This window comes from Caballeronia sp., assembly GCF_028292365.1.
In the GTDB taxonomy this organism is placed as follows: Bacteria; Pseudomonadota; Gammaproteobacteria; order Burkholderiales; family Burkholderiaceae; genus Caballeronia.
Genome location: NZ_JAQGMM010000172.1, coordinates 1 through 12558, shown reverse-complemented (window position 1 = coordinate 12558; position 12558 = coordinate 1). Strand labels below are relative to the sequence as shown.

Genomic DNA, 12558 nt, shown 5'->3' with positions numbered 1-12558 from the left:
TCCGACAGCGATTGCAGCGACGGATAGCGCGATGTCCCCAGCAGCACCCGGCTCGGAAACGACGTGCCGTAGAGGGTGAGGGTATCGGCGGTGGTGATGGTGGAAGTCATGATTCGATTCCTGTTAGTAGGGGGCGCTCAGCCGCCGGCAACCGGCGAGACGATGTCGAGTTTGTCGCCGGCGGCGAGCGCCTTCGATGCGTGTTCGCCACGCGCGACGAATTGCCCGTTCAGCGCCACGGCGAACGGCGGTTTTGCGCCGAAGGCCGCGAGGGCGTCGGTGACGGTGGCCGCGTCGGGCACGGAGAACAGCTGCTGATTGATGTGAATGTTCATGATGAAAGTCAAAGCACAGGCGCCGCGTGTTCGCAGCGCAGCAAGGCGGACCAGCGGGCTTGGCGGCGCCAGTCGTCGAAGGAATCGGGGTTGGTGATCGCGCCGCCGAGCAGCGCTTCGGCGAGCGCACGGGCGGAATCGGCGACTTCGGGCGCGATCATATAACCGTGTCGATACAGCCCGTTCACTCGCAAGGTTCGCGCGCCGTCCCAGACTATCGCCGGACGATGGTCGGGCAAGGTCGGCCGGCATTGCGAATTGAGCTCGAGAATGCGCGCTTCGCCAAAACCTGGATGCACCGCGAACGCCGCGCTCAGGAGTTCGAGCGCTGAGCGCACGGTCATCGGCGACATGTCCTCCCCTTCCACTTCAGTCGCGCCAACCACATAAAGGTCGCCCTGCTTCGGCGCGATATAAAGCGGATAGCGCGGATGCAGCAAGCGCACAGGCCGCGTCAGGCCAATACCCGGGGCGTGCACGCGTGCTACTTCGCCGCGAATGCCTCTTAACGCGGGCCATGCCGGTTTGCCGCCGAGCCCCCGGCAATCGATGACGAAATGCGCGTCCGGCGGGATATCGGTATCGATTGATGTATTCCAGTGAAGATCGACATTACGTTCGGCCAGTCCCGCCGCCAGCGCTGTCAACACTTGCCGGTTGTCGAGCTGGCCTTCGTTCGGTAGCAGCCAGCCCTGCGGAAAACGCGTACCCAGAGACGGTTCCGCCGCCGTGACTTGCGCGCCGGAGAGCTTGACGAAGCCATCGCGGAAGAGCTCTGAAGGCGCGTTCGCGCGCAAGCGGCGCTCGAACAGTGGCGCCTCGGCACGGTCGCCTGCATGCCAGACGACCAGCGTGCCATTGCGCTGGAAAAACACCGGCTCCGGCATGTCGGCGATAAAACCCGGCCAGCGCTCAAGCGATGCCGCTCCAAGCTCGGTAATCAGCAGTTCAGCGCTGGCGGCCTCGGCTAGCGGCGCGAGCATTGCCGCCGCAACCCAGGCGGCCGATTGCGTGCCGGCGGCGTCGCCGCGGTCATACAGCGCCACCCTGTGCCCCGCGCCCGCCAACAGCCAGGCGATCAGCCGTCCGCACAAGCCCCCGCCCACGACGGCAAAGTCGTCTCGCCCGGACGGTCGGGAACGAGTGGAAATGGAGTGCATGGTGGAATGCGAATGCACGACGGTGTTCACGATGACGATGCCTCCTCAGCAAACGCTGCAGAACGCACGGAGCACAGCACGGAAATCGAGATCGGGAGGAATGCCCGTTTCGAACCCTGGTTGCACGCGCTGTACGCACGGCGTACAAAACATATTTCAGGGACGAAACCACGGCGAGAAAGCGGCTAGGGAGCGCCTTACTTGCGGCTCCTGCGCCAGCCAATACTGGAAGAAACTGGAAACGCTGCGGTTTCCGGAAACTTCCCTCGCCGGTATTACCCGGATCGGGTGCAAAGGGACTCTCTCAGCCTCGCCGCGCGTTTCTCCGTTGTTTCTAGGGAGACGCGTGCCGAAGCACCCCTGTTTCGTCATCGATCATTAAAACATAAAAGCGAAACGACCCGCAAACGGGCTCACCCGCATCAGGGACCGGCCGACGAGCCTGCGCAGACAAACTGGACAGCCTTCCCTTTCGTTCGCTGTGCGCGCACTCTGGCACAATGCCGCGAATGCCCGAGTTCGTCTGCAGCACACGCGTAAGGCAAGCGCCCCGCCGTCGCATTGCATCGATAACTCAGCCGGGCCGGGATTAAGGAACACTTAAGTCACGCCCGAAACAATGCTGCGGCGCGCGTCGTCTTTAATGGCTTCTTAGGGTCATTGAGACGGAGCAGAACCATCCGCATCGATACCGCCAAGTTACAACCTGCCGCCGAGCCGGCACGTCTTCAGGAAGCTCATGACCACCACCACTCCCGACAACACAGAACAAAACGCCGACAAAGTGTCGGCGTGGAGTCTTATCAAGCCTTACTGGGTATCGGAAGAACGCGGCTTTGCATGGCTTTTGCTGATTGCGATCATCGCGATCAACATGGCGGTCGTGTATATCAACGTCCGCCTGAACACCTGGAGCGCGGACTTCTACAACACGCTGCAGGCCAAGAGGGTCGCCGAGTTTCCGCGCTTGCTGCTGATCTTCGCCGGCCTCGCGTTCGCGTACATCCTGCTCGCCGTGTATGGCCGGTACCTGCGGCAAATGCTCGGCTTCCGGTGGCGCCAATGGCTCACGCACAGGTACCTCGAACAATGGCTCGGCGACAAAGCCTTCTACCGCATAGAACGCGATCGTCTCGCCGATAACCCCGACCAGCGGATCAGCGACGACCTGCAGTCTTTCGCTACAACCACGTTGTCGTTGTCGCTGGACTTGTTATCCACGCTCGTCACGCTCGTGACCTTCATCACGATCCTGTGGACGCTGGCGGGCGCGCTGAGCTTCTCGTTGTTCGGCACGCCGATCACCATTCCGGGCTACATGGTCTGGGCAGCCGCGCTATACGCAGTGCTCGGATCGCTCTTGATTCAGCGTTTCGGCCACCCGTTGGTATCGATTAATTACCAGGCGCAGAAAGTGGAGGCCAACTTCCGTTTCGGCCTGATCCGCATTCGTGAGAACGCCGAGCAAATCGCGTTCTATGACGGCATCGAGACGGAAAACACCAACGCCAAAGGTATCTTCGAAACGATCCGCCAGAACTACTGGCAGATCATGAAGTACACGAGGCGGATGACCTTCGTGCTCTCCTTCTACGGCCAGATCGCGATTATTTTCCCGATCATGGTCGCGGCTCCCCGCTACTTCGCAGGCGCATTCACGTTCGGCGTGCTGATGCAGATCAGCTCGGCGTTCGGCACGGTCAGCGACTCGTTTTCCTGGTTCATCAATAGTTACTCGACCTTGGTCGAATGGCGCGCGACCGTGAACCGGTTGCGCGAATTCAAGCGTGTGATGCGCTCCACGCACATCAAGGAAGCGATTTCGCCGGCGACCGCGCATGGCGGCATCAACCTGCATTATACGAGCACCGATGCGTTGACCACGACCGGGCTAAAGCTCGCATTGCCGAACGGCACACCGCTCGCGACGGTCGCGGATGTGGTGGTGAAGCCGGGCTCGCGCTGGCTCGTGCAAGGTCCGTCCGGTTCGGGGAAAAGTACGTTGATGCGCGCGCTGGCCGGCCTGTGGCCGTTCGGCGACGGCACGATCGACGCGCCGGTCGGCGCCAAGCTGATGTTCATTCCGCAGCAAAGCTACTTGCCAATCGGCACGTTAAAGGCAGCGTTGAGTTATCCGTCGACGGCGGGAGTCTTCTCCGATGAAGACTGCCGCGAAGCCTTGCGCGCATGCAACCTGAACGCGTACGGCACGCGTCTGGAGGAGTCGGGACATTGGGCAAAGATGATGTCGCCGGGTGAACAACAGCGGCTGGCGGCTGCCCGCGTGTTGCTGCACAAGCCGGACTTCATGTTCCTCGATGAAGCCACCAGCGCGCTCGATGCCGAAAACGAGATGCTGATTTATACGGCCATCATTGATGCGTTGCCGAACGCCGCGATTGTCAGCGTCGCGCATCGCGAGTCGGTGACGGGCTTCCATGAGAGCCGGATCGAGATCGAGCGCGCGAGTGCTGAAAGCGTGGTGGCTTGAGATGGCTTGAGATCGAAGCGCTCAGTTGATGCCCGTTGAGAGCGGGCATCAACGCCTCGTGAACGCCGTGCGAATTCCCACAAGCAGGTTCTTTTTGGCCTGCTTTTCTCGTTTACCGACGCACCGTAGAATGCTCCTGCGCCTGCATGGCAGGCTTTGAACGGGAGACGGAATGCGAGCGTTCGAGTGGTTCACCGAGTTGACGACGCGCGAGCGCCGCACGCTTTACGCGGGTTTCGGCGGTTACGCCGTCGATGCCTTCGACTTCATGATCTACTCGTTCCTCATTCCCACGTTGATCACCGCGTGGGGCATGACGAAGAGCGAAGCCGGAATGATCGCGACGAGTTCGCTGATTTCATCGGCTATTGGCGGCTGGCTCGCCGGCATTCTCTCTGACCGATACGGCCGCGTCCGCGTATTGCAGTGGACGATCGGCACGTTCGCGTTCTTCACGTTTCTTTCCGGCTTTACGCATTCGTTCGGGCAGTTGTTGACCACGCGCACGCTGCAAGGCGTGGGCTTCGGCGGCGAATGGTCCGTGGTCACCGTGATGATGGCCGAGACCATTCGTTCGCCGCAGCATCGGGCGAAGGCCGTGGGTACGGTGCAGAGCAGCTGGTCATTCGGCTGGGGTGCGGCGGCGATCCTCTATTGGGCGTTCTTCGCGTTGCTTCCGGAAGATACCGCCTGGCGCGCGTGCTTCTGGATTGGTATTTTGCCCGCGCTGTGGATCCTCTATATTCGCCGCAACGTGAGCGACCCGGACATCTATCTCGCTACACGCCGCGCGCGCGATGCCGGTACTGAAACCGCGACTTTCTCCGATATCTTCAAAGGCTCGCACCTCAAGACAACCGTGCTCGGCAGCGCGTTGTGCACCGGCATGCTCGGCGGTTATTACGCCATCACCACCTGGCTGCCGACCTATCTGAAAACCGAGCGTCATTTGTCCGTGTTCAATACGAGCGGTTATCTCGTAGTGCTGATCGTCGGCTCGTTTTTGGGCTACGTGTTCGGCGCCATTCTCTGCGACAAGATCGGGCGGCGCGCGTCGTTCGTACTGTTTGCCATCGGCTCGTTTCTGCTAGGGATGATCTACACGATGATCCCCATTACCGACCACGCGATGCTCCTCCTCGGCTTTCCGCTTGGCATTGTCGTGCAGGGGATTTTTGCGGGGGTCGGCGCGTATTTATCGGAGCTGTATCCGAACGCGATTCGTGGCTCTGGACAGGGATTTTGCTACAACCTCGGACGCGGGCTCGGCTCGTTTTTTCCGATTCTTGTGGGGACGCTTTCGCAGGGAATGTCGCTGGTTAAAGCGATAGGCGTGGTGGCGGGGGCTGGATATTTGTTGGTGATCGTCGCGGCGTTGTTGCTGCCGGAAACGCGTGGCAAGGCGCTTGGTGCAGTGACGGGGTGAGGTCGGTTCATCGGAAAGTGAAGGCCGTTTAACTGGCGTTAAACGGCCTTTTGTCTTGATGCGCGTCGCCTTCCAAACGCGATCGCTTCGCGCAGTCACGTCATTCCACTTCCCATATCTCGCGTCCGTTGAGCGCTTGCACCGGGCGCTGATTGCCGTGATAGAAACGCTGCATGGCATTGAGTTGCTGCTGGGTGATAGTCACCCGTTCCTTGAACTCGATCCACGTCACACCTTCCGAGCACGGTGGCGTAGTCAGCGAACCGTTGTAGGTGTAGTAACCCTTTTGTTTGGGCAACAGGTCTAGCGGATTCACCATGACTTCATTGTTCTTGAACTCTGCTCCTTGCTCCTTCGGGATGCGGTCCAGCATCGCGCGGATGACGGCGTTGGGTTGATCGCCCACTTGGAATTGAACAGCCAGCACGAGGAGCTTGCCATCAGCGGAGCGGTGGACGAGATGGGCATCCATCACGCTATCTCTACCGGCGAAACGTTCTTCACCTGGCGAATGGAAGTGGAATTGAACGAGTTGATACGCTTGATCGCCGAGGGTGATGCTGTCGGTGCCGGGCGTTGCGTTGAACTGAACAGCGTGACCGGTGTTAATGATATCGATGGGAAGCGGCTGATAGTTGATCTTCAGGCGGGGCATATCGGCGGGAGCCTTCTTCGCCGCCTCAATATTGATCGGTGATTTGGCTCGACCGCTTTCGCAAGCGTGGAAAGCTTCGCCCATTGCGCCACAGTGGGCAGGTCCGTGTGGGCCGTCGTAGGTCCACCCGTGCCCGGTGGTTTCAGCCGATGCAGTAAGTACAACGAAGGTAGATAACAGGAACGCACCGCTGGACAAGCGTTTGATCTTGTTCATTCCATGCCCCTGAAATTAAGAGGGCATGAGCATGCGCTGATGTGCGTAAGGTGGGTATCGGAGAAATCGTAATAAAGGGGGCTGGAAAGGGAAATGATGGGAGCATCGCGGAAGGCTCCGAGACTATTACTCCACCACCAGCGTTACATTGCTTGACGTGCGGTCGCCAGCGGCAGAAACAAGCTCAAGGGGTTGCTGGGTAAAGCCACGAATCCAAGATGCAGGTAAAACTTTGGTGCCAATTCATGTTTAGCGTCCACAACCAGAGCGAACGCCGCAATCTCCGATCGAGCAGACCGTGTGAAGGCATCAGCCAGCAAAGCACCGCCCAGGCCTTGTCTCTGAAACGCCTGATCGATAGCCAAGCGACCCACTCTCACAGCGGGCACACTAGGATAGCGAGGCAGTTTTTTTCCGACACTAGCCGGTAAATCGGCTAAAAGCAGACTTGTTGCCGCAAGGGTGTAGTAGCCCGCGACTCGTTGCTCATCAGTAACCGCCACGAAACACGCAGCAACTCGGCGGCGAATATCCTGAGTAACCTGCTGTTGAAAGTAGCGATTCAGCGGCTCTGAGTCGCTATTGAAGGACGCGCGCTCGTGAAGTGCATTAAGCGCCATAACGCTGTAGGGCGCGGAACTCATTCAGTTCGCAGAAGTTTCTGACGCCGAGCAAATGCTCGCTTGAGCGCCGGAGCGGGTTCCGGCGGTGACAAAAGAGCCTGAGCGAAACACTCCTGATCGGCGAGCGACAGTCGCATGACATCTGCTTGCTCAATGGCGCGCTGAGCCGCGTCCTGAACCGCCGATACGACGAAGTCGGTCATTGTGCGTCCCTGCAACTCTGCTGCACGCTTGAGCATTGCATGTAAATCAGTGCTGATTCGGGCTTCGAGACGAGCAGTGGAAATGGCGGTGGGCATGATGAGAACCTCCAAGGATCACTCATCATACGGCAATTTGCCGTACATATCAACGATCCACCTCATCACCGCTCTCGTCTCCTTCTGACATTCGTCGAGATTCACTGAAAAAAAACCGGACTCACCCTGAGCCCGGTTTCCAACGAACATCCCGCAAGAAAAATCCTATCGCGGCAATTCGCTAGACCCCATCAAAAACGCATCGACCGATCTTGCGCACTGCCGTCCTTCGCGAATCGCCCATACAACGAGCGACTGGCCGCGCCGCATATCGCCGGCGGTGAAGACCTTCGGCACCGACGTGAAGTAAGCCTTCTCCCCTTCGGTCGAAGCCTTCACATTGCCACGCGCGTCCTTATCAACCCCAAACGCCTCAAGCACCGGCGACGTGGGCTGCGTAAAGCCCATCGCGAGCAGCACCAGATCGGCCTTCATTTCGAACTCCGATCCCACCACTTCCTGCATCTTCCCGTCCTTCCATTCCACGCGCACCGCGATCAGCTTTTCAACCTTGCCGTTCTTGCCTTCGAAGCGCTTGGTAGCCACCGACCAATCGCGCTCACAGCCTTCCTCATGCGACGAAGACGTACGCAGCTTGATCGGCCAGTACGGCCAAACCAGCGGCTTGTTCTCCGTCTCAGGCGGCTGCGACAGCAACTCGAACTGCGTCACGCTTTTAGCGCCATGCCGATTCGACGTCCCCACACAATCCGAACCCGTATCGCCGCCACCAATCACCACAACGTGCTTGCCCTTCGCAATCAACTGATCGACGACGGTGTCACCTGCATTGACTTTGTTCTGCAGCGGCAGGAATTCCATCGCGTAATGGATGCCTTGCATTTCACGCCCAGGCACCGGCAAATCACGCGGCGTTTCCGAGCCGCCCGCAATCACGACAGCGTCGAACTGCTCACGCAATTCATCGGGCGAAATGGTTTCACGCGATGAATTCGCGATATGCCCCGGCAGCGGATCCTTTCCGATAAACACGTTGGTCCTGAACGCGACGCCCTCGGCTTCCATCTGCCGCACGCGTCGATCGATCAGCCACTTTTCGAGCTTGAAATCGGGGATGCCATACCGCAGCAGCCCACCAATCCGATCGTTCTTCTCGAACACCGTCACGTCATGTCCCGCACGCGCCAGTTGCTGCGCAGCGGCCAACCCGGCGGGACCCGATCCGACGACCGCCACCTTCTTGCCGGTCTTGTGCTTCGACGGCAGCGGTGCAACCCAGCCTTCGGCCCAGGCTTTATCGATGATCGCGTGCTCGATCGACTTGATGCCGACCGGATCATCGTTGATACCGAGCGTGCACGCGGTCTCACACGGAGCCGGACAAATGCGTCCGGTGAACTCCGGGAAATTGTTCGTGGAATGCAGCACTTCAATGGCCGTCTTCCAGTTCTGCTGGAACACCAGGTCGTTGAAGTCCGGAATGATGTTGTTCACCGGACAGCCGTTGTTACAGAACGGAATGCCGCAATCCATGCAGCGCGCGCCCTGGATCTTCGCGTTCTCGTCCGACAGCGCGTGAACAAATTCCTTGTAATGCTTGACGCGAGCGAGCGGCGCTTCATACGTTTCATGCTGGCGCTCGAACTCGAGAAAACCGGTAGCCTTGCCCATGTGGTTCTCTTTCTCTGTATTGGGGGTTAATCCACCCTTCGACGCTCAGCGCCGAAGGGCCGTACTAGTCATCGGATGTCGGCAAAAAACTCAGGCCGCGATCGCGTCCTTCGCTTTCTTCGCGCCCATCTCGCTAAGCGCACGCTTGTACTCTGTCGGGAACACCTTCACGAATTGTCGGCGCGATGCATCCCAGTTCTCGAGCAACGCTTTTGCACGCGTCGAGCCGGTGCACTGGAAGTGCTGCTCGATCAAGTCCTTGAGCAACGCTTCGTCGGTCTTGCCGGTGTGCCACAAAGCCCGGTCCACCGTGCGTTCCTGTTCTGCCTGCTGCAAGACAGGGTCGAGTGCGACCATCGCCTTGTTGCACTTGCCGCCGAAGGTGCCGTCCGGATCGAAGACGAATGCCACGCCGCCCGACATGCCCGCCGCAAAATTGCGCCCGGTTTCGCCGAGAACAACCACGGTACCGCCGGTCATGTATTCGCAACCGTGATCGCCGGTGCCTTCCACAACCGCCGTAGCGCCCGAGTTACGCACGGCGAAACGTTCGCCCGCGACGCCCCGGAAATACGCATCGCCTTCAATCGCGCCGTACAACACCGTGTTGCCGCAGATGATGTTTTCCTCCGACTTGCCACGGAAGTCGTTAGTCGGGCGAATGATGATGCGGCCGCCCGACAGACCCTTGCCGACGTAGTCGTTGCCATCGCCGACGAGATCCAGCGTGATGCCCTTCGCCAGGAACGCGCCGAAACTCTGCCCCGCCGTGCCTTTCAACTGGATATGGATCGAGTCGTCGGGCAAGCCGTCGTGACCGTACTTGCGCGCGATCAAACCGGACAGCATCGCGCCGACCGTGCGATTCACGTTGCGCACCGGCTGAATGAACGAGACGTGCTCGCCCTTCTCAATAGCCGCTTTCGACTTCTCGATCAGCACATGATCCAGTGCCTTCTCAAGCGCGTGATCCTGCGTCTCGACGTGCTTCGTCGCGATGCTGCCGTCGTTCGGCACTTGATAGAACACCTTCGAGAAATCCAGGCCCTTCGCTTTCCAGTGCTCGACGCCCTTCTTCGTATCGAGCAATTCGGCGTGACCGATCAAATCGTCGAACTTGCGGATGCCCAGTTGCGCCATGATTTCGCGCACTTCTTCAGCAATAAAGAAGAAGAAGTTCACCACGTGTTCCGGCTGGCCCGTGAACTTGGCGCGCAGCACCGGATCTTGCGTCGCGACGCCGACCGGGCACGTGTTCAAGTGACACTTGCGCATCATGATGCAACCCTGCACGACGAGCGGCGCAGTCGCGAAACCGAATTCATCGGCGCCGAGCAGCGCACCGATCACCACATCGCGGCCGGTCTTCATCTGACCGTCGGCCTGCACGCGGATACGGCCACGCAGGCGGTTGAGCACCAGCGTTTGCTGCGTTTCGGCAAGACCCAGTTCCCACGGCGTGCCGGCGTGCTTCAGCGACGACAACGGCGAAGCGCCCGTGCCGCCATCGTGGCCGGCGATCACAACGTGATCCGCCTTCGCCTTGGCAACGCCGGCGGCAACCGTACCCACGCCCACTTCCGACACGAGCTTCACTGAAACGCTCGACGACGAGTTCACGTTCTTCAGATCGTGAATAAGCTGCGCCAGGTCTTCGATCGAATAAATATCATGGTGCGGCGGCGGCGAAATCAGGCCCACGCCCGGCACCGAATACCGCAGCTTGCCAATGTACTCACTGACCTTGTGACCCGGCAGTTGACCGCCCTCGCCCGGCTTCGCGCCCTGCGCCATCTTGATCTGGATCTGATCAGCGGAAGACAGGTATTCCGCCGTCACGCCAAAGCGTCCGGACGCAACCTGCTTGATCCGCGAGCGCAGCGAATCGCCGTCTTTCAACGGGATATCGGTGACGACTTCGTCGCCGATCACGGAGCGCATGGTGTCGCCGTTCTTGATCGGAATGCCGCGCAGTTCGTTGCGATAGCGGTTGGCGTCCTCACCACCCTCACCGGTGTTCGACTTGCCGCCGATGCGGTTCATCGCCACAGCCAGCGTGGCATGCGCTTCGGTCGAGATCGATCCGAGCGACATCGCGCCCGTTGCAAAGCGCTTGACGATTTCCTTCGCCGACTCCACTTCGTCCAGCGGAATGGCCTTGGTCGGATCGAACTTGAACTCGAACAGGCCGCGGAACGTCATGTGACGCCTGGTCTGATCGTTGATCAGGTGCGCGTATTCCTTGTACGTCTGGTACGAATTGCTGCGCGCCGAGTGTTGCAGCTTGGCGATCGCATCCGGCGTCCACATGTGTTCTTCGCCACGCACGCGGTAGGCGTACTCGCCACCCGCGTCGAGCATCGTGGCCAGCACCGGGTTGTCGCCGAACGCTTCGCGATGCAGACGAATCGCTTCCTCGGCCACGTCGAACAGACCAATGCCGCCCACCTTCGACGACGTGCCCTTGAAATACTTCGTCACCAGGTCTTCAGCGAGACCGACCGCTTCGAAGATCTGCGCGCCGGTGTACGACATGTAGGTCGAAATGCCCATCTTCGACATGACCTTCTGCAGGCCCTTGCCGACTGCCTTGGTGAAGTTGTAGACCGCCTTTTCCGCCGACAGGTCGCCCTTCAGGCCGGCAGCCATCTGCGCAAGCGTTTCCATCGCGAGGTATGGGTGCACGGCTTCCGCGCCGTAGCCCGCGAGCAACGCGAAGTGGTGCGTCTCGCGCGCCGAGCCGGTTTCAACCACCAGACCCGCGCTCGTGCGCAGACCGTGCTGCACGAGATGCGTGTGGATCGCGGCCGTAGCGAGCAGCGCCGGGATCGCGACATTGTCGCGGTCGGTCTTGCGGTCCGACACGATCAGCATGTTGTAGCCGGACTTCACTGCATCGACGGCTTCTGCGCACAGCGACGCCAGACGCGCTTCGATGCCTTCCTTGCCCCAGGCCACCGGATAGCAGATGTTCAGCTCGTACGAACTGAACTTGCCGCCCGTGAACTGATCGATCGCGCGGATCTTGGCGATGTCCTTGAAGTCGAGCACCGGCTGCGACACTTCGAGACGCATCGGCGGGTTGATGTTGTTCGTATCCAGCAGGTTCGGCTTCGGACCGACAAACGACACCAGCGACATCACCATGTTTTCACGGATAGGGTCGATCGGCGGGTTCGTCACCTGTGCGAACAGCTGCTTGAAGTAGTGATAGAGCGTCTTGTTCTTGTTGGACATGACCGCCAGCGGCGAGTCGTTGCCCATCGAACCGACCGCTTCTTCACCGGCTTGCGCCATCGGCGCCATCAGGAACTTGAGGTCTTCCTGCGTGTAGCCGAAGGCCTGCTGGCGGTCCAGCAGGGCGGCCGCTTCGCGGCGCTCGGTCACGACGTCTTCAGCCTTTGGCTCGATTTCGTCGAGCTTGATCCGCACCGCGTCGATCCAGCTCTTGTACGGCTTGGCGTTGGCGAGGTTGTCCTTGAGTTCCTTGTCGTCAATGATGCGGCCGTGTTCCATGTCGATCAGGAACATCTTGCCCGGCTGCAGACGCCACTTCTTGACGATCTTCGATTCCGGAATCAGCAACGTGCCCGCTTCCGACGCCATGATGACGAGGTCATCCTCGGTGACGATGTAGCGCGCCGGACGCAGGCCGTTACGGTCGAGCGTGGCGCCGATCTGGCGGCCATCGGTGAACGCGATCGCGGCGGGGCCGTCCCAC

The 12558-nt window shown here is 59.9% G+C and carries 9 protein-coding genes, 1 pseudogene and 1 riboswitch; of the genes and pseudogenes, 2 read left to right on the top strand and 8 right to left on the bottom strand.

All coding sequences use genetic code 11. The features are described from left to right. The 3 genes and pseudogenes from JWR14_RS10505 to JWR14_RS10495 all read right to left on the bottom strand — a co-directional run. Positions 1 to 110: pseudogene (locus tag JWR14_RS10505) on the bottom strand (thiazole synthase); the annotation flags it as partial. A gap of 27 nt (positions 111 to 137) precedes the next feature. Further along, complete coding sequence (thiS, locus tag JWR14_RS10500; protein WP_299705548.1) at positions 138 to 335, bottom strand: sulfur carrier protein ThiS; 198 nt, start codon at positions 333 to 335, stop codon at positions 138 to 140. An 8-nt stretch (positions 336 to 343) separates the two neighbouring features. Next, positions 344 to 1495: an FAD-dependent oxidoreductase gene (locus tag JWR14_RS10495; RefSeq protein ID WP_299705551.1), complete on the bottom strand. Its 1152-nt coding sequence runs from the start codon at positions 1493 to 1495 to the stop codon at positions 344 to 346. A gap of 244 nt (positions 1496 to 1739) precedes the next feature. Further along, positions 1740 to 1867: riboswitch (TPP riboswitch) on the bottom strand. A 367-nt stretch (positions 1868 to 2234) separates the two neighbouring features. Here JWR14_RS10495 and JWR14_RS10490 point away from each other — a divergent pair. Both JWR14_RS10490 and JWR14_RS10485 read left to right on the top strand, forming a co-directional pair. Then, positions 2235 to 3986 (top strand): ABC transporter ATP-binding protein/permease, encoded by a 1752-nt coding sequence (locus tag JWR14_RS10490; protein ID WP_299705545.1) that lies wholly within the window; start codon positions 2235 to 2237, stop codon positions 3984 to 3986. A gap of 172 nt (positions 3987 to 4158) precedes the next feature. Beyond that, the gene (locus JWR14_RS10485) at positions 4159 to 5412 is read left to right on the top strand and encodes an MFS transporter (protein WP_299705542.1); all 1254 of its coding nucleotides are present in this window, start codon (positions 4159 to 4161) and stop codon (positions 5410 to 5412) included. A gap of 100 nt (positions 5413 to 5512) precedes the next feature. Here JWR14_RS10485 and JWR14_RS10480 read toward each other — a convergent pair whose 3' ends face one another. The 5 genes from JWR14_RS10480 to JWR14_RS10460 all read right to left on the bottom strand — a co-directional run. Beyond that, positions 5513 to 6283: a carbonic anhydrase family protein gene (locus tag JWR14_RS10480; RefSeq protein ID WP_299705539.1), complete on the bottom strand. Its 771-nt coding sequence runs from the start codon at positions 6281 to 6283 to the stop codon at positions 5513 to 5515. 143 nt (positions 6284 to 6426) lie between these two features. Beyond that, a complete protein-coding gene (locus JWR14_RS10475; protein WP_299705536.1) occupies positions 6427 to 6927 on the bottom strand; it encodes a GNAT family N-acetyltransferase in 501 nt (166 codons plus the stop codon). Next, positions 6924 to 7205, bottom strand: coding sequence for a DUF1778 domain-containing protein (locus tag JWR14_RS10470; RefSeq protein WP_299705533.1), 282 nt, complete (start codon positions 7203 to 7205; stop codon positions 6924 to 6926). Before JWR14_RS10470 ends, JWR14_RS10475 begins: the two co-directional genes overlap by 4 nt. Before the next feature lie 165 nt (positions 7206 to 7370). Further along, complete coding sequence (locus JWR14_RS10465) at positions 7371 to 8837, bottom strand: glutamate synthase subunit beta (protein ID WP_299705530.1); 1467 nt, start codon at positions 8835 to 8837, stop codon at positions 7371 to 7373. 90 nt (positions 8838 to 8927) lie between these two features. Beyond that, a partial coding sequence (locus JWR14_RS10460; protein ID WP_299705527.1) for a glutamate synthase-related protein occupies positions 8928 to 12558 on the bottom strand: 3631 nt, incomplete at its 5' end.